This window comes from Pseudomonas sp. TH06, assembly GCF_016651305.1.
Taxonomy (GTDB): domain Bacteria; phylum Pseudomonadota; class Gammaproteobacteria; order Pseudomonadales; family Pseudomonadaceae; genus Aquipseudomonas.
This window is the reverse complement of record NZ_JAEKEC010000001.1, coordinates 2892728-2914959: the sequence shown is the minus strand read 5'-3', so window position 1 is coordinate 2914959 and position 22232 is coordinate 2892728. Positions and strand designations below refer to the sequence as shown.

The window sequence follows — 22232 nt, the reverse complement described above, 5'->3', positions numbered from 1 at the left end:
GCTGCGCGCCAGACAAGAAACCCGGCTTATGCCGGGTTTTTTTATGCCTTTGATTCATGCAGGAGCTGCCGCAGGTTCGGGCCGTGATCGAATGATCTTTTGACGTTGATCGGGAAAACAAGATCAAAAGATCGCAGCCTGCGGCAGCTCCTACCGTTGGATGGCGTTTATCACACATTAAAAGCAGCCTTACGCAGCTTGCCGCCGTGCCGCAGAGGGCTAACATCAAACAGAGGAAAATTTGTCTCGCAGCGCTCAAGTTGAGGACTGAAACTACCGACACAGTACAAATAGGGCTAATACTCCAGACAGCAGCATTTTGGCCAAGGCCCCAGGCGAATTCTCTGCGGCCTGATTGTCCCTTTGACTGCCAACACGGGATTGCCAATACTCATGGCAAACTGACGTTACCCGCACGGAACAAGGAATAACCCTTTGAAGCTGGAACTCAAGAACAGCTTGTCGGTGAAGTTGCTCCGGGTCGTGCTCCTGTCGGCATTGATCGTCGGCGTGGTCTTGAGCTGTGCGCAGATTGTTTTCGACGCTTATAAAACCCGTCAGGCCGTAGCCAACGACGCTGAGCGCATCCTCGACATGTTCCGTGATCCCTCCACTCAGGCCGTCTACAGCCTGGACCGAGAGATGGGCATGCAAGTGATCGAAGGTCTGTTCCAGGACGACGCGGTGCGCCAGGCCTCCATCGGTCACCCCAACGAAGCCATGCTCGCGCAGAAATCCCGCGACCTGCAGCATTCCAACAGCCGCTGGCTGACCGATCTGATTCTGGGTCAGGAACGCACCTTCACCACGCAACTGGTGGGTCGCGGCCCCTACAGCGAGTATTACGGCGACCTGAGCATCACCCTTGATACCGCCACCTATGGCGAGAGTTTTATCGTCAGTTCGGTGATCATTTTCATTTCCGGTGTGCTGCGTGCGCTGGCCATGGGTCTGGTGCTGTATCTGGTCTATCACTGGCTGCTGACCAAACCGCTGTCGCGAATCATCGAGCACCTGACCGAGATCAACCCGGATCGCCCCAGCGAACACAAGATTCCGCAGCTCAAGGGCCACGAAAAGAACGAACTGGGGATCTGGATCAACACCGCCAACCAGTTGCTCGAATCCATCGAACGCAACACCCATCTGCGCCACGAAGCGGAAAACAGTCTGCTGCGCATGGCCCAGTACGACTTCCTCACCGGCCTGCCGAACCGTCAGCAATTGCAGCAGCAACTGGACAAGATTCTGGTGGACGCCGGCAAGCTGCAACGCCGGGTCGCGGTGCTGTGTGTAGGTCTGGATGATTTCAAAGGCATCAACGAGCAGTTCAGTTACCAGACCGGCGACCAATTGTTGCTGGCACTGGCCGATCGCTTGCGCGGCCACAGCGGCCGCCTCGGCGCCCTCGCCCGTCTCGGTGGCGACCAGTTCGCGCTGGTCCAGGCTGATATCGAACAGCCCTACGAAGCGGCGGAGTTGGCGCAAAGCATTCTCGATGACCTGGAGGCGCCGTTCGCTCTCGACCATCAGGAAATCCGTCTGCGCGCGACCATCGGCATCACCCTGTTCCCGGAAGATGGCGACAGCACCGAGAAGCTGTTGCAGAAAGCCGAGCAGACCATGACGCTGGCCAAGACTCGCTCACGCAATCGCTATCAGTTCTACATCGCCAGCGTCGACAGCGAGATGCGTCGCCGTCGTGAATTGGAGAAAGACCTGCGCGACGCGTTGCTGCGCGATCAGTTCTATCTGGTTTATCAGCCGCAGATCAGTTACCGCGACCATCGCGTGGTTGGCGTCGAGGCGCTGATTCGCTGGCAGCATCCGGAACACGGTCTGGTGCCGCCCGATCTGTTCATTCCACTGGCTGAGCAGAACGGCACGATCATCGCCATCGGCGAATGGGTGCTCGATCAGGCCTGCAAGCAATTGCGCGAGTGGCACGATCAGGGCTTCATCGATCTGCGCATGGCCGTCAATCTGTCGACCGTGCAACTGCACCACGCCGAGCTGCCACGGGTGGTCAACAACCTGCTGCAGATGTACCGCCTGCCGCCGCGCAGCCTGGAACTGGAAGTCACCGAAACCGGCCTGATGGAAGACATCAGCACCGCCGCCCAGCATTTACTGAGCCTGCGCCGCTCCGGCGCGTTGATCGCCATCGACGATTTCGGCACCGGTTATTCATCGCTCAGCTATCTGAAAAGCCTGCCGCTGGACAAGATCAAGATCGACAAGAGCTTCGTCCAGGATCTGCTGGATGACGACGACGATGCGACCATCGTTCGCGCGATCATTCAACTGGGCAAGAGTCTCGGCATGCAAGTGATTGCCGAGGGTGTGGAGACCGCTGAACAGGAAAGCTACATCATCTCCGAGGGTTGCCACGAAGGTCAGGGTTACCACTACAGCAAACCGCTGCCAGCGCGGGAGTTGAGCGTCTATCTCAAGCAGGCGCAGCGCAGTAATGCGGCCATTTTATAAAGACCCACGATCGTAGCCGATGGATTCACCACAATCCCCGCAGGCTGCGATCTTTTGATCTGCACCAGCACCTGCGCAAATAAGAAATATTTCCAGCCACAACCCTTTACACATAATGCGAAAGATTTGCATTATGTCGCAGTTTTGCGCACCCCCGCGTGAGTCCATTCAATTACCGAAGCAGGATGTTCGCCATGATTCGTATGCCTCTGGCTACCGCCAGTCTGCTGGCCATCGCTATTTCCCTCGCCGGTTGCGGCGAAGGCAAAGACAAGGCTGCCGCCCCGGCCACGCCGACTCCAGCCGCCAGCACCGCCGCTCCTGCGGCCGCGCCAGCCGCTGCCGGTAAAGTCGACGAAGCCGCTGCCAAGGCAGTGGTCGCGCACTACGCCGACATGGTCTTCGCCGTTTACAGCGATGCCGAATCCACCGCGAAAACCCTGCAAACTGCCGTCGATGCATTCCTCGCCAAGCCGAACGCCGACACCCTGAAAGCCGCCAAGGCTGCCTGGGTTGCCGCTCGCGTGCCTTACCTGCAGAGCGAAGTGTTCCGCTTCGGCAACACCATCATCGACGATTGGGAAGGTCAGGTTAACGCCTGGCCACTGGACGAGGGTCTGATCGACTACGTCGACAAATCCTACGAGCACGCACTGGGTAACCCGGGCGCCACCGCCAACATTATCGCCAACACCGAAGTACAGGTCGGCGAAGACAAGGTCGACGTCAAAGACATCACCCCGGAAAAACTCGCCAGCCTCAACGAGCTGGGCGGTTCCGAAGCCAACGTCGCCACTGGCTATCACGCCATCGAATTCCTCCTCTGGGGCCAGGATCTGAACGGCACCGGCCCTGGCGCCGGCAACCGTCCTGCTTCCGACTACCTGGAAGGCGCCGGCGCCACTGGCGGCCACAACGACCGTCGTCGTGCCTATCTGAAAGCCGTGACCCAACTGCTGGTCAGCGACCTGGAAGAAATGGTCGGTAACTGGAAGCCGAACGTGGCTGACAACTACCGCGCCACCCTGGAAGCCGAGCCGGGCGAAACCGGTCTGCGCAAAATGCTCTTCGGCATGGGCAGCCTGTCCCTGGGCGAACTGGCGGGCGAGCGCATGAAGGTTTCCCTGGAAGCCAACTCCCCTGAAGACGAGCAGGATTGCTTCAGCGACAACACCCACAACTCGCACTTCTACGATGCCAAAGGCATCCGTAACGTTTACCTGGGCGAGTACACCCGCACCGACGGCACCAAAATGACCGGCGCCAGCCTGTCGTCGCTGGTGGCCAAGGCTGACCCGGCTGCCGACACCGCACTGAAAGCCGATCTGGCCGCGACCGAAGCGAAGATCCAGGTCATGGTCGATCACGCCAACAAGGGTGAGCACTACGACCAGTTGATCGCTGCCGGCAACACCGCTGGCAACCAGATCGTTCGCGACGCCATCGCCTCGCTGGTCAAGCAGACTGGTTCGATCGAAGCCGCTGCCGGCAAACTGGGCATCAGCGACCTGAACCCGGACAACGCTGATCACGAGTTCTGATCAACAGCGTCCGCGTCAAAAAAGGCGACCTTCGGGTCGCCTTTTTCATACCTGATGTTCACAGTCCCCTGTAGGAGTGAGCCTGCTCGCGATAGCGGAGTGTCAGCCAAGAATTAGCCGACTGACACTCCGCTATCGCGAGCAGGCTCACTCCTACAGGGGTTTTGCATTGTCCTTCAGAGTTGCGCCATATCAAGCAAACGATAATTCCTCTTATTCAAACCCCCTCGCCCTGTTAGACTTTGCGCCTTCAAATTTGCCCGTCCGCAGGATGTCTGATGCCCTCGCTGCCTCTTCGCTTGTCCGCACTGTTTCTGGCCCTGGGCCTGAGTGCCTGCGATGACGCCCCGCGCTTCACCAAGGCCGAGCCCGGTGAAGCACGCTCGGGGGGCGCGGCGACCGTGCGCAAGACCGATCAGAACGCATTCTCCCTGCCCTCGGCCAACCTGCCACCCTCACGTCGGGTGGACTTCAGCGTCGGCAACAGCTTTTTCCGCAGCCCGTGGGTGATCGCGCCATCGACGACCACCGCTCGCGATGGCCTCGGCCCGCTGTTCAACACCAACGCCTGCCAGAACTGCCACATCAAGGACGGTCGCGGCCATCCGCCAACGCCGGACGCGGCCAACGCCGTATCGATGCTGGTGCGCCTGTCGATTCCCGATGCACCGGAATTCGCCAGACTCATCGAGCAAGTGGGTGTTGTGCCAGAGCCGGTCTACGGCGGGCAGTTCCAGGACATGGCCGTGCCCGGCGTCGCTCCGGAAGGCAAGGTGCGCGTCGATTACACGCCGGTGCCGATCCGTTTCAAGGACGGCACTGAAGTCGAACTGCGCAAACCGGTGTTACAAATCACGCAACTGGGCTACGGGCCGATGCACCCGGACACGCGTTTCTCGGCCCGCGTCGCCCCACCAATGATCGGCCTCGGCTTGCTCGAAGCGATCCCCGAAGAGGCAATCCTCGCCAACGCCGCCGCGCAGGCCAAAGACAAAAACGGCATCAATGGCCGGCCGAACCGGGTCTGGGATGATGCCTTGCAGAAAACCGTGATCGGTCGGTTTGGCTGGAAAGCCGGGCAACCGAACCTCAATCAACAAAATGTTCACGCGTTTTCGGGTGATATGGGCCTCACCACCAGCCTGAGACCGTTCGATGACTGCACCGACGCGCAAATCGCCTGCAAGCAGGCACCGAACGGCAATGGCCCGGACGGCGAGCCGGAAGTCAGCGACAACATTTTACGTCTGGTGCTGTTCTACAGCCGTAACCTCGCCGTGCCCGCCCGCCGTGGCGTCAACGATGAGCAAGTGCTGGCCGGCAAGAACCTGTTTTTCCAGGCCGGTTGCCAGTCGTGTCACACACCGAAATACACCACCGCCGCCAACGCGGCCGAACCTGAACTGGCCAATCAAGTGATTCGCCCGTACAGCGATCTGCTGCTGCACGACATGGGCGACGGCCTCGCCGACAACCGCACGGAATTCCAGGCCTCCGGCCGCGACTGGCGCACCCCGCCGTTGTGGGGGATCGGCCTGACACAAGCAGTCAGTGGTCACACCCAGTTTTTGCATGACGGCCGCGCACGCAATCTGCTCGAAGCGGTGCTCTGGCACGGCGGCGAAGCCAAAGCAGCGCAGCAACAGGTTTTAGCTTTCAATGCCGAGCAGCGTGCCGCGCTGCTGGCGTTTCTGAACTCACTTTAAACACTTAAAAGAATCGGGAGCCCGACATGTTCCGTCCCAAGTTGTTGTTCACCAGCCTTGCCGCGCTCGCCCTCGGCGCCTGCTCGCCGCAGGATCCGCAAGCGGTCACTTCGGCGGCCATCGCCAAATCGGTGATCCTGCCGACCTACACCCGTTGGGTCGAGGCCGACAAGCAACTGGCCGTCAGCGCCCTCGCCTACTGCCAGGGCAAAGAAACCCTGGAAACCGCCCGCGCCGACTTCCTGCACGCGCAGAAAGCCTGGGCCGAGTTGCAACCGTTGCTGATCGGCCCGCTGGCCGAGGGCAACCGTTCGTGGCAGGTGCAGTTCTGGCCGGACAAGAAAAACCTCGTCGGCCGTCAGGTCGAGCAATTGGTCGTCGCCCAGCCGCAGATCGATGCTGCCGCCCTGGCGAAATCCAGCGTGGTGGTTCAGGGCCTGTCGGCTTACGAATACATCCTCTTCGATGCCAAGCCTGATGTCGCCAACGCAGAACAGAAAGCCAAATACTGCCCGCTGCTGATCGCCATCGGCGAACGTCAGAAGCAACTGGCCGAAGAGATTTTGCAGAGCTGGAACAACAGCGATGGCATGCTCGCGCAAATGAGCAAATTCCCTAACCAGCGCTACGCGGACTCCCACGAAGCGATCGCCGATCTGCTGCGGGTACAGGTCACCGCACTCGACACCCTGAAGAAAAAGCTCGGCACGCCAATGGGCCGCCAGAGCAAGGGTGTGCCGCAGCCGTTCCAGGCCGATGCATGGCGCAGCCAGTCGTCGCTGACTGCGCTGGAAGCCAGCCTTGCCGCCGCCAAAACCGTTTGGGAAGGCGTCGACAACAAAGGCCTGCGTGGTCTGTTGCCGGCTGAGCAAAAACCGCTGGCCGACAAGATCGATGCCGCTTATGCCGCCTCGCTGAAACTGTTCGACAGCACTCAGCGTTCGCTTGGCGAAATGCTCGAAGACGACGCCGGTCGCCAGCAACTCAACGACATCTACGACAGCCTCAACGTCGTCCATCGCCTGCACGAAGGCGAACTGGCCAAGGCGCTGGGCATTCAACTGGGCTTCAACGCCAACGACGGTGACTGATGAGGACAAGTGCCATGCTGCGACGCCAGGCTCTGACTTTAGGTAGTTTGCTGCTGGGAGCAGTGACACTGGGCGGCTGGACGCTGTTCAAACGCAAGGATCAGAGCCCGCTGCTGCTGTCGGCGCGCGACGATAGCGACGGCAAGCACTACGCCGTCGGTTATCGCCTGGACGGCACGCGGGTGTTCGCCACCGAAGTCGGCCAGCGCTGTCACGACATCATCAACCACCCGACGCTGTCGATTGCGCTGTTCGTCGCCCGCCGGCCGGGCACCGAGAGCTACCTGATCGACCTGCGCGACGGCACGTTGTTGCAGACCGTGACGTCGCAGCCGAACCGGCACTTCTACGGTCATGCGGTGATTCACAAGGATGGCGAGTACCTCTACGCCACCGAGAACGATACGACCGATCCCGGTCGTGGTTTGCTCGGCGTGTACAAGTTCGAAGGCGAGCGACTGCTGCACACAGGTGAGATTTCCACTCACGGTCTCGGCCCGCATCAGGTGTCATGGATGCCCGATGGCGAAACGCTGGTGGTGGCCAACGGCGGGATTCGTACCGAAGCGGAAAGCCGCGTCGACATGAACCTCAACGCTATGGAGCCGAGCCTGGTGCTGATGCTGCGCGACGGCACCTTGCTGAGCAAGGAAACCCTCGCCCAGCAGATGAACAGCGTGCGCCACCTGGGCATTGCCAGCGACGGCACCATCGTCGCCGGTCAGCAGTTCATGGGCGCGTCCCACGAACGTTCCGAATTACTGGCGATCAAGCGCCCGGGCCAACCGTTCGTGGCATTCCCGGTGCCGGAGCATCAGTTGCAGTCGATGGGGCATTACACCGCGAGTGTGGCGGTGCACAGCGATTTACGTCTGGTGGCGCTGACGGCGCCGCGTGGCAACCGTTTCTTCATCTGGGACCTGGACAGCGGCGAAGTGCGCCTCGATGCACCGCTGGCCGATTGCGCCGGCGTCGGTGCGGTGCAGGATGGTTTTGTCGTGACCTCGGGTCAGGGGCGCTGCCGCTACTACGATTGCCGTCAGGATGAACTGCTGGCCAAGCCGCTGGAACTGCCGGCGGGGCTCTGGGACAACCATCTGCACTTGATGGCATAACCACCTGTTCTGAGTACGACTCATAACCTGTGGCGAGGGGATTTATCCCCGATCGGCTGCGTAGCAGTCGCAAAACCATCGCACACGGTTCAATTGACAGACCGCGGTTGCAGGTTTTGGGGTGGCTTCGCCACCCATCGGGGATAAATCCCCTCACCACAGGTTTTGTGTTCAGACTTCTTCACTCCATCCTCCCCTGTAATAACTGCCAGTTGGAATACCCCCTGCACTCGGAGTAATGTGCCCGCCTGTCTCACCTGATTTATCCAAGGAACTGGAAATATGCTGCGTCGCCGCATGCTGATCATGTTGGGTGTTGTATTGCTGATCGTCCTGGTGCTCGGCGGGTACAAAGCCTTTTCGATCTATACGATGATCCAGGGCTTTTCCAAGCCGAAACCGCCGATCAGCGTTGCCGTGGCCAACGCCACCGAACGCCCGTGGCAGATGCGTTTGCCCACCGTCGGTACGCTCAAGGCATTGCAAGGAGTCGAGTTGAGTCTGGAAGTCGCCGGCACCGTCACCGAGCTCAAGTTCGAATCAGGACAGAAGGTCAAGGCCGGGCAACCGTTGCTGCAACTCGACAGCGCCGTCGAAACGGCTCTGCTGGAAACCGCCAAGGCTGACCTTGGCCTGGCGCAACTGGACTTCGGCCGTGGAGCCCAACTGGTCGACAGCCGCGCCATCTCCAAAGGCGAGTACGACCGGCTCTCCGCCGTTCTGCAAAAGAACCGGGCCACAGTCAATCAGCTCAATGCCTCACTGGCGAAAAAACGCATCCTCGCCCCGTTCAGCGGCACCATCGGCATCCGTCAGGTCGACGTCGGCGACTACCTCGCCAGCGGCACCAAAATCGCTACATTGCAGGACCTGAGCAGCCTCTACGCCGACTTCTATCTGCCTGAGCAATCAGTGCCGAAACTGGCCATCGGCCAACCGGTACAGATCACAGTCGCCGCGTATCCCAAGCAGAACTTCGCCGGCAAGATCAGCGCGATCAATCCCATCGTCGAAAGCACCACACGCAACATTCTGGTGCGCGCCACCCTGGCCAACCCTGACGGCAAACTGCTGCCGGGGATGTTCACCAGCCTCGACGTGCTGTTGCCGGATCCGCAACTGCATGTGGTGGTGCCGGAAAGCGCGATCACCTACACCCTCTACGGCAATTCGCTGTACGTGGTCGGGCAAAAGAAAGCCGAGGACGGCAGCGTCGAAAAAGACGACAAGGGCCAACCGGTGCTGATCGCCGAGCGGCGCTTCATCGAAACCGGTGAACGCCGCGATGGCCTGGTGATGATCAACAAGGGCGTGCAGAGCGGCGAAACGGTGGTGACGGCCGGCCAGATCAAACTGGACAACGGCGCCCACATTGCCATCAGCGACGACAAGACCCTCGGCGAGCAGAACAGTCCGCCCCGCGCCGACTGATCAAGGAATCCACATGGCTTTTACTGATCCGTTCATCCGCCGCCCGGTGCTCGCCACCGTGGTCAGCCTGTTGATTGTGCTGTTGGGCTTCCAGGCCTGGAGCAAGTTGCCGCTGCGCCAGTACCCGCAAATGGAAAACGCCCTGATCACCGTGACCACGGCGTACCCCGGGGCCAACGCCGAGACCATTCAGGGCTACATCACCCAGCCGATGCAACAGAGCCTGGCCAGTGCCGAAGGCATCGACTACATGACCTCGGTCAGTCGGCAGAACTTCTCGACGATTTCGATCTACGCACGCATCGGCTCCAACACTGATCGCTTGTTCACCGAACTGCTGGCCAAGGCCAACGAGGTGAAGAACAAACTGCCGCAAGACGCCGAAGACCCGGTACTTAGCAAGGAATCTGCCGACGCCTCGGCGCTGATGTACATCAGTTTCTTCAGCAAGGACTTGAGCAACCCGCAGATCACCGACTACCTGTCGCGGGTGATCCAGCCAAAACTGGCGACCCTGCCGGGCATGGCCGAAGCGGAGATTCTCGGTAATCAGGTGTTCGCCATGCGCCTGTGGCTCGACCCGGTGAAACTCGCCGGTTTCGGTCTCAGCGCCACTGACGTGACCAACGCGGTGCGCCAGTACAACTTCCTCTCCGCCGCCGGCGAAGTGAAAGGCGAGTACGTCGTCACCAGCATCAACGCCAACACCGAACTGAAATCCGCCGAGGCTTTCGCGGCGATACCGCTCAAGGTCAGTGGCGACAGCCGCGTGTTGCTCAGCGATGTCGCACGGGTGGAAATGGGCGCGGAAAACTACGACTCGATCAGCTCGTTCGGCGGCACGCCATCGGTGTACATCGGCATCAAGGCCACGCCGGGGGCGAACCCGCTGGATGTGATCAGAGAAGTGCGCAAACTGATGCCGGAACTGGAGGCGCAACTGCCGCCCAACCTCAAGAGCGAGATTGCCTACGACGCCACGCTGTTCATTCAGGCATCCATCGACGAAGTAGTGAAAACCCTGTTCGAAGCCGTGTTGATCGTGATCGTCGTGGTGTTCCTGTTCCTCGGCGCGCTGCGTTCGGTGGTGATCCCGGTGGTGACCATCCCCCTGTCGATGATCGGCGTGATGTTCTTCATGCAGATGATGGGCTACTCGATCAACCTGCTGACCTTGCTGGCGATGGTGTTGGCGATCGGCCTGGTGGTGGACGATGCGATTGTCGTGGTGGAGAACATTCACCGCCATATCGAGGAAGGCAAGACGCCCTTCGACGCGGCGCTTGAGGGCGCTCGGGAAATCGCCATGCCGGTGGTGTCGATGACCATCACCCTGGCGGCTGTTTACGCACCGATCGGCTTCCTCACCGGGCTGACCGGCGCACTGTTCAAGGAATTCGCATTGACCCTGGCCGGCGCCGTGGTGATTTCCGGGGTCGTCGCGCTGACGCTGTCGCCGATGATGTGTGCCTTTTTGCTGCGTCACGAAGAGAATCCCAGCGGCCTGGCGCATCGCCTCGACCGTATCTTCGACAGCCTCAAACGCCGCTACCAAAGCATGCTGCACGGCACGCTGAACACCCGGCCGGTGGTGCTGGTATTCGCCGTGATCGTGCTGTGCCTGATTCCGGTGTTCCTCAAGTTCACCAAATCAGAACTGGCGCCCGACGAAGACCAGGGCATCATTTTCATGATGGCTACGGCCCCGCAGCCGACCAACCTCGATTACCTGAGTACCTACACCGACGAGTTCATCAAGATCTTCAAGGGGTTTCCGGAGTACTACTCCTCGTTCCAGATCAACGGCTACAACGGTGTGCAGGCGGGGATTGGCGGTTTCCTGCTGAAACCGTGGAACGAGCGCAGCCGCACGCAGATGCAAATCCTTCCCGAGGTGCAAGGCAAACTGGGCGCCATCCCGGGCTTGCAGATTTTTGGTTTCAACCTGCCCTCCCTGCCCGGCACCGGTGAAGGTTTGCCGTTCGAATTCGTGGTCAACACCGCCAACGATTACGAATTGCTGCTGCAAGTGGCCGACCGGATCAAGAAGCGCGCCATGGAGTCGGGCAAGTTCGCCTTCGTCGACCTCGATCTGGCTTTCGACAAACCGGAGGTGGTGGTCGACATCGACCGGGCCAAAGCCGCGCAGATGGGCGTGTCGATGCAGGACCTCGGTGGCACCCTCGCCACGCTGCTGGGCGAGGCGGAAATCAACCGTTTCACCATCGAAGGGCGCAGTTACAAGGTCATCGCTCAGGTTGAACGGCCGTATCGCGACAACCCGGGCTGGCTGAACAACTACTACGTCAAGAACACCCAGGGTGAGTTGCTGCCCCTGTCGACGCTGATCAAGGTCAGCGACCGCGCACGACCACGCCAGCTCAACCAGTTTCAGCAACTGAATGCGGCGAAGATCTCCGGTTTCCCATTGGTAAGCATGGGTGAAGCGATCGATACCGTCTTGCAGATCGCCCGGGAAGAAGCGCCCGCCGGTTTTGCGTTCGACTACGGCGGCGCGTCACGCCAGTTCGTGCAGGAAGGCAGCGCCTTGTGGGTGACCTTCGCCTTGGCGCTGGCAATCATTTTCCTGGTGCTGGCGGCGCAGTTCGAGAGCTTCCGCGATCCGCTGGTGATTCTGGTGACGGTGCCACTGTCAATCTGCGGTGCGCTGATTCCGCTGTTCCTCGGCTGGTCGAGCATGAACATCTACACCCAGGTCGGGCTGGTGACGCTGATCGGCTTGATCAGCAAGCACGGGATTCTGATCGTCGAATTCGCCAACCAGTTACGCAAGGACAAAGGCCTCAGCGCCCGTGAGGCAGTGGAAGAAGCGGCCGCCATTCGCTTGCGCCCGGTGCTGATGACCACCGCGGCGATGGTATTCGGCATGGTGCCGCTGATTCTGGCAACCGGTGCGGGGGCGGTGAGCCGGTTTGATATCGGCACGGTGATCGCCACGGGGATGTCGATCGGCACGTTGTTCACGCTGTTTGTGCTGCCCTGCATCTACACCCTGCTGGCAAAACCGGATCCCAAAGAACACGCGTAATTCCTGTAGGAGTGAGCCTGCTCGCGAAGCGGTGTGCCAGTCACCCTGGTATTGACTGACACACCGCTATCGCGAGCAGGCTCACTCCTACATAGAGATCTGCGTTGCCCAAGGATAAAAAAAGGCCTCGCATCTGCGAGGCCTTTTATGTGGGCTTCAATCGGTTCAACTCTGCGGCCTCATGCCTTGGGAAAGTCCGAACATGAACAACAACAAATCATGGTCGGGTTTGGTCGCCACGGAGGCTTTCGCCACCCGTGGTACCGCGCAGTGAGCATCGTCAACGGACGCGCCAACAACCTGCATGCGGGGCTGCTCCCAGGCAGCCACCGCCAGTGAAGCAACTGCCAAGGCCCCTACCAGGAACAAACCTCGTGCAATTTCGAGTTTCATCGCTATAAACCTTTGATAGCGCTGCCAAACGCCGTCTCATAAAAATAGACGAGTTTTTTCCAGTCCGCGTCGCGGAACGACGAATGGCGGCGCAATTGTTTCATGTCATGGGAGGCGGCGCGATAAGCGGTCAGACGCTGGCGGCATTTCTCCAGATCGATCAATGCCACTTCGACTATCGCCGATTCACCTTCGCCCGTCACCCGTACGAAAACGTGTTTGATGTAGATGCAGCTGTGTTGCCAGCGGCCCTTGTGCATACGCGCCAGGTTTTCGGCGAGATCCTTGAGCACGCGCTCATAGATCACATCGCCGCACTGATCGCGACCACCGGCAGCCGCCAGCCAATGTTCCAGTTCCTGGAAACCGTCCAGGGACTTGGTTACCAACAGCGCGCGCCACTTGTGCTGCGGATCAGGCTGGGCGCCACAGAAAACGATTTGCGGAACCCGTACACCGAGTTTGCTGACGCCGGTCAGGGCATCAAGTTCGCGCAGCACGGTCGGGCGGCCGAACGGATGCAGCCAGCTACGGTAAATATGTCCAGTCTGGCGTTTCGCATACAGCAGTTGGCCATCCCGGCCGACGATCCGTTGCACACCACTTTCACCACCACGGCGCACATTGGGTTCTTCCACCCATTCACCGCGCTGACTCCAGTAGTAGTCAAAGCGGTCCTGTGGAGCGACTTCCGTTTCTGCTGCAAATTGCACTGCCATCCTGTTACCTCTTGCGTAATACGTAAACCCGCCACATCGCATAGAGCGGAATAAAGTCCAGTTGTTCCTGAATGCGGAAACCCGCTTGTTCAAATTCTTTTTCGACCGTAGCAACCGGTAACACAAAGCGATTCTGGTAGTCGCGGTTGGGACGATCCTGCTCAGCACGTTTGCGTTTCCAGGCCTTGAAATTGCCGTCGACCCACAATGAAACAATCACGCTGTCGCGGGTGACGCGCTCGAATTCGCGCAAAATCGTCCGGCGGTGCTCGGCTTCACCAATGTGATGCAACAGCCGCATGCAAAAAATGCTGTCGACGGCGTTATCCGGCAAAGCAATGTCGAACGCAGATGTGTGCAAGGGTTGTACCCGTTTGACCACATCGGCCGGTTGACCTTGCAGTGCCGTCTTGATCATCGATTCGGAGTTGTCCGCACCGATGATCACCCGGTTGTGCTTTTCCGCCAGCAAAGGCCAGAAGCGTCCGGCACCGCAGGGCAAATCCAGCACCAGACCGGGTTCACCGGCGAGTGTCAGAGCCTTGCGGGCCAACTGTTCGTCACGCCAGTGGGACAGGCGACGACCAAGACTTTCTTTGTGTTTGCGCAAGTATTTCTGCGCGTGTTGATCGTCGTACTTTTCGGAAAAATCGAGCTTGATCGGGCCGGCCATCACCAGGACTCCTGAGTTACTGATGGCCCCACCTTAAGGAGCGGCGTGTCAGCGTCAGGTCATCCAGTTGTGAAAAAAACGTCAGGTAAACCGGCAAAGTATTACAGCGTTATACAGGATTTAGACAGGTTGGCGGGAGTAGCATGGAGCCACTATTTGCGTTCGATAATGCCAAGATCCACTTCGAAGCGGCAGCCATTGGGCTTCATTGTGCTCAAGGTAACCGTCCAGCCCTGGTTCTCGCAGATGCGTTGCACCAGCGACAAGCCGAGACCAAGACCTTCTCCGCGCTTTTCACTGCCACGCACGAAAGGCTCGAACATCGCCTCGCGTTTCTCCTCGGGAATCCCCACGCCGGAATCCTCGACCACAAAGCCGTTGGCAGTCAGCGTCAGACGAATGAAACCCTGCTCGGTGTAATGGCAGGCGTTACGCAGCAAATTGCCCATCACCGCCGTCAGCAACGTTGCGTTGTAACAGTCAGCGGGAGGATTGCCAGGCTCGAACTGTAAGGTCAGGCCTTTGCTTTCGATCGGTTCGCGCCATACGCACAGCAGGCTGTCCGCCACTTGGGCAAGATTCTGTTGCGGCGCCGAACCGGCGTCTTCGCGCTGGGCACGTGCAAGCATCAGGAAGGTCTGCACCAGCTCACGCATTTCCTCACTGGCGCGAGCAATGCGCTCGACCTGCGAGCGACCGCGTTGGTCGATCGCGGCGTTCTCGAGCAGCAACTCGCAAGAACTCGCCAAGACCATCAGCGGTGTTCGTAATTCGTGGCTGACATCACTGGTAAACAAACGCTCACGGGTCAGGGCCTGACGCAAACGCCCCAACGTGGCATCAAACGCCACCGCCAGTTCGCCTACTTCGTCAGCCGCGTAATCCGGTGCCAGCGGTGGCGCCAGACCGAGCAACTGATCGCGATGACGTACCTGCCGTGCCAGCCGCACCACTGGTGCCATCACTTTGCGCGCGAGCACCCAGCCGAGGAATACCGCCAACGCCAGACTGAGCACGAAACCCACCAGCACCACGGCAAACAGCACCCGCTCGCGCTCTTCGAAATCGCTTTGATCCTGCAGCAACACATAGCGCCGACCGTCGACGATTTCGACCATAGCGTGATACGACAACTGCTCACGGAAGACTTCGTGGAAACCGGAATCGAGGTGGCGCAAATCTTTCGGCAGCTCGAAATCACCGGGGCCACCGCTGAAGTAAAACAGCTGATCGGGCTCCGGACGATGGCTCCAGTCGGAGACATTGTCCATCAGCAACAGGCGCTGCAAATCACCACCCAGCCCTGCCGAAATCAGTTTTTCCTCGACCAGGTGCACCGTTGCGACAATGCCCATCGCGAACGCCCCGGCCACCAGTGCGCTCATCAGCGCAAAGGCAATGATGATCCGCTGGGAAAGGCTTTGCTTAAACTCCATCACGCCCCTCGGCCAAGCGATAACCGACGCCGTGCACGGTGTGCAGCAAGGGTTTGGCAAACGGTTTGTCGATCACCTGACGCAACTGGTGAACGTGGCTGCGCAGGCTGTCGCTGTCCGGGCAGTCATCGCCCCACAACGCTTCTTCGAGAATTTCCCGGCGCAGTACGTGCGGGCTCTTCTGCATCAACACCGCCAGCAATTTCAGGCCGACCGGGTTGAGTTTGAGAAACTTGCCCTCGCGGGTCACTTCGAGAGTGTCGAGGTCGTAGTTCAGGTCACCGACCTGCAACGCCCGACGGCCGCCGCCCTGGGTACGGCGCATGACGGCTTCGACTCGCGCAGCCAGTTCGGACAAGGCGAACGGTTTGACCAGGTAATCGTCGGCTCCGGACTTGAACCCCTGCAAACGATCGTCAAGTTGATCGCGAGCGGTGAGCATGATCACCGGGGTATCGCGGCGGGCATCTTCGCGCAGGCGTTTGCACAGGGTGTAACCGTCGATGCCGGGCAACATGATGTCGAGCACGATCAGGTCGTAATGCTCGGTGGCTGCCAGATGCAGGCCCGACAGACCGTCCTGGGCGCAATCGACGGTGTAGCCCTTCAGCCCCAGGTAATCGGCCAGATTGGCCAGGATATCGCGGTTGTCTTCGACCAATAAAATTCGCATGGGCACCTCCTCCGTACACAGTAACGGCCGTCATGGCCCGCGCAGCTTACGACCAGATTCAGCTCAGAGCTAGGGCTCGAAGCCTCGTAAATCAACTCTCTCAACCAAATTCAAGACTTAACAAGTTTTTCACTATCGGTTCACAACCTGACTACAGTGGCAACGCGAGACTCTCGCGCCATTAGATATAAGGAATGTAGACAATGGACTTTTTCAAGACGGCGCCCATGCGCCTTCTGTTGCTGATCACCGGTGCCTGGCTGGTGATATTTGCCCTGACCCGAACGGCTCTGTTGCTGACTCATTTGAATGAGGCCGGTGGCGGAGCTTTTTCCGTGTTCGGTATCGGCCTGCTGTATGACCTGGGTTTCCTTGCCTATGCGGCGCTGCCGTTGGGTCTGTACCTGCTGCTGTGCCCACCGGCCCTGTGGCGCCGTCGCGGTCATCGCTGGTTTCTGCAAGGTCTGCTGACCGTCAGCCTGTTCGCAATGCTCTTCACCGCTACCGCCGAATGGCTGTTCTGGGACGAGTTCGGCGTGCGTTTCAATTTCATCGCCGTCGACTATCTGGTGTATTCCGACGAAGTACTGAACAACGTGCTGGAGTCATACCCGATCGGCACGTTGCTGAGCATTCTCGGCGTGCTCGCCGTGGCCATCAGTGTTGCCTTGCGCAGGCCATTCAATGCCGCGCTGGATGCTCCGTTGCCGCCATTGCGTGGGCGCTTGTTGAATGCTCTCGGTCTGCTGATCGTCGCCGGCCTCAGCCTGCAACTGCTCAGCCAGGACGCGCCTCGCGCTCAGGGTGGCAATGCCTATCAAAATGAGTTGGCGAGCAATGGCCCTTATCAGTTTTTCGCCGCGTTCCGAAACAACGAACTGGATTACACCCAGTTCTACAGCAGCCATGCAGCGGATGCAGTCGCCCGGCAGATTCGTGCTGAACTGAGTGAGCCCAACGCCCGCTTCATCGGTCAGGACCCGCAGGATATTCGCCGGATGATCGACAACCCCGGCATCGCGCGTACGCCGAACATTGTGCTGGTGACCATCGAAAGCCTCAGCGCCAAATACCTGGGCAGCAATGGCGACGAACGCAACCTCACGCCTAATCTCGATGCCTTGCGCAAGCAGAGCCTGTATTTCAACAACTTCTACGCCACCGGCACCCGTACCGACCGTGGCCTGGAAGCCATCACCCTGGCCATTCCACCGACGCCGGGACGCTCGATCGTCAAGCGTATCGGGCGTGAAAGCGGTTTCGCCAGCCTTGGCCAGCAGTTGAGCGCGGTCGGTTACGACAGCGTCTTCGTCTATGGCGGGCGCGGCTATTTCGACAACATGAACGCGTTTTTCAGCGGCAACGGCTATCGCGTTGTCGATCAGAGCAGCGTCGATGAAGCCGAGATCCACTTCAAAAATGCCTGGGGCATGGCCGACGAAGACCTGTACAAACAGACCCTGAAACTGGCCGATGCCGATTACGCCAAGCAGCAACCATTCCTGCTACAACTGATGACCACATCCAACCATCGTCCTTACACCTACCCGGACAATCGCATCGACATCAAATCCGGCAACGGCCGTGATGGCGCGGTCAAGTACACCGACTACGCCATCGGCCAGTTCCTCGAACAGGCGCGACGCAAACCGTGGTTCGACAATACGATCTTCATTTTCGTCGCCGACCACACGGCGGGCAGCGCCGGCAAGGAAGACCTGCCGATCGCCAACTATCAGATCCCGTTGTTCATCTATGCACCGAAGCTGATTGAGCCGCGTGAGAACAGCCAACTGGCCAGCCAGATTGACCTTGCGCCGACCCTGCTCGGTTTGCTCAACATGGATTACCAATCGACGTTCTTCGGTCGCAATCTGCTGCTGGACAATCCGCTGCCACCGCGTGTGGTTGTGGGTAACTACCAGCATCTGGGGCTGTTCGATGGCAAGGATCTGGCAATCCTCAGTCCGCGTCAGGGTTTGCGTCGCCACGACGATGCCTTGAGCGAGAGCCGCGAATCCCGGGCGAGCAGCGATGACCCGCTGATCAGCCGCGCCATCACGTATTACCAAACGGCCAGTTATGGCTTCAAGCAACAGCTGCTTGGCTGGAAAGCACCCAAGGAGGGTGCTCCGCAAGTCAGCGAACGTTAATCGAAACGCCCCGGGCTGATGCCCCGGGGCGTGTTCTTTTGTTCAGGATCCGTCATGTCATCAAGTGCTGTACGTGCCACCCCTCGCCCGCTGAATCCATGGTTATGCCTGGGCATTCCCGCCGTCGCGGCAATCACTCTGATCCTGCTGGAAATGACCGATCTGGACATGGTTCTGGCGCGAATGTTTTACGACCCGGTGGCCGGTGACTTCATCGGTCGCCACAGTTTCTTCCTCGAAAACATTCTTCACGACCGCGCCAAGCAAGTGGTTATCGGCTTCTCCGTGTTCGCGATTCTGGGTTTCATTGGTTCGTTCTTCATTCAACGAGTGAAACCGTTCAAGCGCGAACTCGGTTGCCTGGTATTGTCTCTGGGGCTGGCGACTTCGTTCGTCACACCGGTCAAAGCGGTGACGGCGGTGCAATGCCCATGGAGCCTTGAGCAATTCGGTGGGCATGAGACCTACAGCAAACTGCTCGACCATCGTCCGCCTACCGACAAACCGGGGCGTTGCTGGCCCGGCGGTCATGCGGCCACTGGCTTCACATTGTTTGCGCTGTTCTTTGTGCTGCGTGATCGGCGTCCGCGTCTTGCCCGGCAAGCGTTCATTTTTGCCTTTGCGCTGGGCTCGGTGTTTTCGATCAGCCGGATGATGCAGGGCGCGCACTTCTTTTCGCACAACGTCTGGACGGCGATTTTCTGCTGGCTGATTTGTCTGGGGTCGTATTACTGGGTGCTGTATCGCCCGGCGCTGAAGGCTGAAATAGTCGTAAAAACACAAACCGTCAGCGCCTGAAACACGATCCCATGTAGGAGCGAGCCTGCTCGCGATAGCGGTATGTCAGTCGCAATCATGTTGAATGACACACCGCTATCGTCGGAACGCCGCCCGGAGCAGGCTCACTCCTACATGGGTTATGTGTGAAGTTCGATATCCGGGCAATAAAAAACCCCGCTGGCTTTCGCCAGCGGGGTTTTGCGTTACGGGGGTAAGTCTGGCTTACATCATGCCGCCCATGCCACCCATGCCGCCCATGTCTGGCATGCCGCCGCCAGCGCCGCCGTCTTTCTTCGGCGCGTCAGCTACTGCCGCTTCGGTGGTCAGGATCAGACCGCCGATCGACGATGCAGCTTGCAGCGCGGAACGGGTAACCTTGGTTGGGTCCAGGATGCCCATTTCGATCATGTCGCCGTACTCGCCAGTCGCGGCGTTGTAACCGAAGTTACCTTTGCCGTTCTTGACTTCGTTGACTACAACGCTTGGCTCGTCGCCGCTGTTGGCAGCGATCTGGCGCAGCGGTGCTTCAACAGCGCGGCGCAGAACTGCGATACCGACGTCCTGATCAGCGTTGTCGCCTTTCAGGTCGTTCAGGGTTTGCAGAGCGCGGATCAGCGCAACGCCACCGCCAGGTACCACGCCTTCTTCAACGGCTGCACGAGTTGCGTGCAGGGCGTCTTCAACGCGGGCTTTCTTCTCTTTCATTTCTACTTCGGAACCAGCGCCAACCTTGATGACTGCAACGCCGCCGGACAGCTTGGCCAGACGCTCTTGCAGTTTTTCACGGTCGTAGTCCGAGGAAGTTTCAGCAGCCTGGGCACGGATCTGAGTGATACGCGCCTGGATGTCTGCTTCAACGCCAGCACCGTCAACGATGATGGTGTTTTCCTTGGAGATGGTCACACGCTTGGCGCTGCCGAGGTTTTCCAGGGTAGCGGCTTCCAGGCTCAGGCCGATCTCTTCGGAGATAACGGTACCGCCGGTCAGAACAGCGATGTCCTGCAGCATGGCCTTGCGACGGTCGCCGAAGCCTGGAGCCTTGACGGCTGCGACTTTAACGATGCCACGCATGTTGTTCACAACCAGAGTCGCCAGGGCTTCGCCTTCAACGTCTTCGGAAACGATCAGCAGTGGACGGCCGGCTTTGGCAACGGCTTCCAGCACTGGCAGCATTTCGCGGATGTTCGAGATCTTTTTGTCGACCAGCAGGATCAGCGGGCTGTCCAGCTCGGCAACCATGGTCTCTGGCTTGTTGACGAAGTATGGGGACAGGTAGCCACGGTCGAACTGCATGCCTTCAACAACCGACAGTTCGTTTTCCAGGCCTGTGCCTTCTTCAACGGTGATCACGCCTTCTTTACCGACTTTTTCCATGGCTTCGGCAATGATGTCGCCGATGGAGCTGTCAGAGTTGGCCGAGATGGTGCCGACCTGAGCGATGGCCTTGGTGTCAGCGCAAGGCTTGGACAGGTTCTTCAGCTCTTTGACAATGGCGATGGTCGCTTTGTCGATACCGCGCTTCAGGTCCATCGGGTTCATGCCGGCAGCGACGGCTTTCAGGCCTTCGTTGACGATCGACTGAGCGAGAACGGTAGCGGTAGTAGTACCGTCACCAGCGTCATCGTTGGCACGGGAGGCAACGTCTTTGACCAGCTGCGCGCCCATGTTTTCGAAACGGTCTTCGAGTTCGATTTCTTTGGCGACGGAAACGCCGTCCTTGGTGATGGTCGGAGCGCCGAAGCTCTTCTCGATGATCACGTTACGGCCTTTCGGGCCCAGGGTCGCTTTTACTGCGTCAGCCAGGACGTTGACGCCCTTGAGCATTTTTTTACGGGCGGAATCGCCAAACAGAACTTCTTTAGCAGCCATGATCGATATTCCTTAAATACTTTGTAGTAGCGGGAAAATGAACGGGGGGTATCAGCCTTCGATAACAGCGAGGATTTCGTTCTCGCTCATTACCAGCAGGTCTTCGCCGTCGACTTTCACAGTGTTGCTGCCGGAGTAAGGACCGAACACAACCTTGTCGCCAACCTTGACGGCCAGTGCACGCACTTCACCGCTGTCCAGCACTTTGCCGGTACCTACAGCGAGAATTTCACCGTGGTTGGCTTTTTCAGCAGCCGAACCTGGCAGGACGATACCGCCAGCGGTTTTCTTTTCTTCTTCGCTGCGACGGATAACGACGCGGTCATGCAGAGGACGAAGCTTCATTGTCGATCTCTCCTAATTGTGGTTTTCATCGGCCGGTGTAGTCCCGGCGGGTTTAACAAATCCGGCCTGCGCCGGTTGCGGTTCGTCGAGCGAGCCGCGGAAGTCTGTCCGACTCGAATGCCGGAAACCTTTCGGTGACCGTTACATAGGGGCGCATAAGCTTATTACAAGGGCGAGGCTAAAAAAATTTCGCGAATGTTCAGCACAAAAACAGCCCATAAACGAGCACGGCACCCGAAGGTGCCGTGTCGCTGAACAGGTTACTTGGTGTCGCGGTGCTCGAATTCGCCTTCGATCACATCACCCTCGCGGCCCAAAGGCTGGCGCGGTGCAGGACCGCCACGGGGTTGCAGGTCATCGGCGAACGCACGCTGGCGCATGGCCTGATCTTCGGCGCGCTGGCGCATTTTGTTCGCCAGCAGACGACGCGTGAACGGCAGCAACATCACCAGACCGACCACGTCGCTGATGAAGCCCGGCAGGATCAACAAACCACCCGCCAATGCCAGCATCAGGCCTTCAAGCATGGTTTGCGCAGGCAGTTCGCCGCGGTTCAGGCTTTCACGGGCACGCAGTGCCGTTGCCAGACCGGCGACGCGCAGCACGAACACACCGAACATCGAGCCGAGAATGATCAGCAGCAGGGCCGGGAAAAACCCGATAGCCCCTGCCACTTTGACGAATACGAAGAGCTCCAGCACCGGAAACAGCAGAAAGAGCAACAAAAAAGGGCGCATCAAAATTTCCTCAACGCAAGAAATGCCTTGCAGT

General features: G+C 59.2%; 17 protein-coding genes. 9 read left to right on the top strand and 8 right to left on the bottom strand.

Annotated elements, in window-relative coordinates:
* The first annotated feature begins 435 nt into the window (after positions 1-435).
* The 7 genes from JFT86_RS13145 to JFT86_RS13115 all read left to right on the top strand — a co-directional run bounded on the left by JFT86_RS13145 (position 436) and on the right by JFT86_RS13115 (position 12420).
* Positions 436-2487, top strand: a complete 2052-nt coding sequence (locus JFT86_RS13145; RefSeq protein WP_201236998.1) for a bifunctional diguanylate cyclase/phosphodiesterase — start codon at positions 436-438, stop codon at positions 2485-2487.
* A gap of 194 nt (positions 2488-2681) precedes the next feature.
* A complete protein-coding gene (locus tag JFT86_RS13140) occupies positions 2682-4028 on the top strand; it encodes an imelysin family protein (protein ID WP_201236997.1) in 1347 nt (448 codons plus the stop codon).
* Positions 4029-4306: 278 nt separating this feature from the next.
* Positions 4307-5734: a di-heme oxidoredictase family protein gene (locus JFT86_RS13135; protein ID WP_201236996.1), complete on the top strand. Its 1428-nt coding sequence runs from the start codon at positions 4307-4309 to the stop codon at positions 5732-5734.
* 26 nt (positions 5735-5760) lie between these two features.
* Positions 5761-6825: an imelysin family protein gene (locus JFT86_RS13130; RefSeq protein WP_201236995.1), complete on the top strand. Its 1065-nt coding sequence runs from the start codon at positions 5761-5763 to the stop codon at positions 6823-6825.
* Between the two features lie 14 nt (positions 6826-6839).
* The gene (locus tag JFT86_RS13125; protein ID WP_201236994.1) at positions 6840-7940 is read left to right on the top strand and encodes a DUF1513 domain-containing protein; all 1101 of its coding nucleotides are present in this window, start codon (positions 6840-6842) and stop codon (positions 7938-7940) included.
* Between the two features lie 282 nt (positions 7941-8222).
* Positions 8223-9371: an efflux RND transporter periplasmic adaptor subunit gene (locus JFT86_RS13120; RefSeq protein ID WP_201236993.1), complete on the top strand. Its 1149-nt coding sequence runs from the start codon at positions 8223-8225 to the stop codon at positions 9369-9371.
* 13 nt (positions 9372-9384) lie between these two features.
* Positions 9385-12420 carry a multidrug efflux RND transporter permease subunit gene (locus JFT86_RS13115; protein WP_201236992.1) on the top strand — a complete coding sequence of 1012 codons (3036 nt, stop codon included), beginning with the start codon at positions 9385-9387 and terminating at the stop codon, positions 12418-12420.
* Between the two features lie 165 nt (positions 12421-12585).
* Here the strand turns inward: JFT86_RS13115 and JFT86_RS13110 are convergent, their stop codons facing one another.
* The 5 genes from JFT86_RS13110 to JFT86_RS13090 form a co-directional block, all read right to left on the bottom strand.
* A complete protein-coding gene (locus JFT86_RS13110) occupies positions 12586-12813 on the bottom strand; it encodes a hypothetical protein (protein WP_034153490.1) in 228 nt (75 codons plus the stop codon).
* A gap of 2 nt (positions 12814-12815) precedes the next feature.
* Entirely contained in the window at positions 12816-13532 is a 717-nt protein-coding gene (locus JFT86_RS13105) for a lipopolysaccharide kinase InaA family protein (protein ID WP_201236991.1), read from the bottom strand.
* 4 nt (positions 13533-13536) lie between these two features.
* Positions 13537-14205, bottom strand: a complete 669-nt coding sequence (locus JFT86_RS13100) for a class I SAM-dependent methyltransferase (RefSeq protein ID WP_201236990.1) — start codon at positions 14203-14205, stop codon at positions 13537-13539.
* 152 nt (positions 14206-14357) lie between these two features.
* Entirely contained in the window at positions 14358-15641 is a 1284-nt protein-coding gene (locus tag JFT86_RS13095; protein ID WP_201236989.1) for a HAMP domain-containing sensor histidine kinase, read from the bottom strand.
* Positions 15631-16314: a response regulator transcription factor gene (locus JFT86_RS13090; protein WP_201236988.1), complete on the bottom strand. Its 684-nt coding sequence runs from the start codon at positions 16312-16314 to the stop codon at positions 15631-15633. The genes JFT86_RS13095 and JFT86_RS13090 overlap by 11 nt, the downstream gene beginning before the upstream one ends.
* Before the next feature lie 203 nt (positions 16315-16517).
* Between JFT86_RS13090 and JFT86_RS13085 the strand changes: the two genes are divergently transcribed.
* The gene (locus JFT86_RS13085; protein WP_201236987.1) at positions 16518-18467 is read left to right on the top strand and encodes an LTA synthase family protein; all 1950 of its coding nucleotides are present in this window, start codon (positions 16518-16520) and stop codon (positions 18465-18467) included.
* A gap of 54 nt (positions 18468-18521) precedes the next feature.
* The gene (locus JFT86_RS13080; RefSeq protein ID WP_201236986.1) at positions 18522-19265 is read left to right on the top strand and encodes a phosphatase PAP2 family protein; all 744 of its coding nucleotides are present in this window, start codon (positions 18522-18524) and stop codon (positions 19263-19265) included.
* A 204-nt stretch (positions 19266-19469) separates the two neighbouring features.
* Here the strand turns inward: JFT86_RS13080 and groL are convergent, their stop codons facing one another.
* The 3 genes from groL to JFT86_RS13065 all read right to left on the bottom strand — a co-directional run bounded on the left by groL (position 19470) and on the right by JFT86_RS13065 (position 22198).
* Positions 19470-21116 carry a chaperonin GroEL gene (gene groL / locus JFT86_RS13075; RefSeq protein WP_016986670.1) on the bottom strand — a complete coding sequence of 549 codons (1647 nt, stop codon included), beginning with the start codon at positions 21114-21116 and terminating at the stop codon, positions 19470-19472.
* Positions 21117-21167: 51 nt separating this feature from the next.
* On the bottom strand, positions 21168-21461 hold the full coding sequence (locus JFT86_RS13070; protein ID WP_038369061.1) for a co-chaperone GroES: 294 nt from the start codon (positions 21459-21461) through the stop codon (positions 21168-21170).
* Positions 21462-21721: 260 nt separating this feature from the next.
* Positions 21722-22198: an FxsA family protein gene (locus JFT86_RS13065; protein WP_201236985.1), complete on the bottom strand. Its 477-nt coding sequence runs from the start codon at positions 22196-22198 to the stop codon at positions 21722-21724.
* Between the last annotated feature and the right edge of the window lie 34 nt (positions 22199-22232).

Coding starts and splice junctions, on each gene's coding strand:
- JFT86_RS13140 (WP_201236997.1), top strand. CDS start 2,682: ATGATTCGTATGCCTCTGGCTACCGCCAGTCTGCTGGCCATCGCTATT.
- JFT86_RS13135 (WP_201236996.1), top strand. CDS start 4,307: ATGCCCTCGCTGCCTCTTCGCTTGTCCGCACTGTTTCTGGCCCTGGGC.
- JFT86_RS13130 (WP_201236995.1), top strand. CDS start 5,761: ATGTTCCGTCCCAAGTTGTTGTTCACCAGCCTTGCCGCGCTCGCCCTC.
- JFT86_RS13125 (WP_201236994.1), top strand. CDS start 6,840: ATGCTGCGACGCCAGGCTCTGACTTTAGGTAGTTTGCTGCTGGGAGCA.
- JFT86_RS13120 (WP_201236993.1), top strand. CDS start 8,223: ATGCTGCGTCGCCGCATGCTGATCATGTTGGGTGTTGTATTGCTGATC.
- JFT86_RS13115 (WP_201236992.1), top strand. CDS start 9,385: ATGGCTTTTACTGATCCGTTCATCCGCCGCCCGGTGCTCGCCACCGTG.
- JFT86_RS13110 (WP_034153490.1), bottom strand. CDS start 12,813: ATGAAACTCGAAATTGCACGAGGTTTGTTCCTGGTAGGGGCCTTGGCA.
- JFT86_RS13105 (WP_201236991.1), bottom strand. CDS start 13,532: ATGGCAGTGCAATTTGCAGCAGAAACGGAAGTCGCTCCACAGGACCGC.
- JFT86_RS13100 (WP_201236990.1), bottom strand. CDS start 14,205: ATGGCCGGCCCGATCAAGCTCGATTTTTCCGAAAAGTACGACGATCAA.
- JFT86_RS13095 (WP_201236989.1), bottom strand. CDS start 15,641: ATGGAGTTTAAGCAAAGCCTTTCCCAGCGGATCATCATTGCCTTTGCG.
- JFT86_RS13090 (WP_201236988.1), bottom strand. CDS start 16,314: ATGCGAATTTTATTGGTCGAAGACAACCGCGATATCCTGGCCAATCTG.
- JFT86_RS13085 (WP_201236987.1), top strand. CDS start 16,518: ATGGACTTTTTCAAGACGGCGCCCATGCGCCTTCTGTTGCTGATCACC.
- JFT86_RS13080 (WP_201236986.1), top strand. CDS start 18,522: ATGTCATCAAGTGCTGTACGTGCCACCCCTCGCCCGCTGAATCCATGG.
- groL (WP_016986670.1), bottom strand. CDS start 21,116: ATGGCTGCTAAAGAAGTTCTGTTTGGCGATTCCGCCCGTAAAAAAATG.
- JFT86_RS13070 (WP_038369061.1), bottom strand. CDS start 21,461: ATGAAGCTTCGTCCTCTGCATGACCGCGTCGTTATCCGTCGCAGCGAA.
- JFT86_RS13065 (WP_201236985.1), bottom strand. CDS start 22,198: ATGCGCCCTTTTTTGTTGCTCTTTCTGCTGTTTCCGGTGCTGGAGCTC.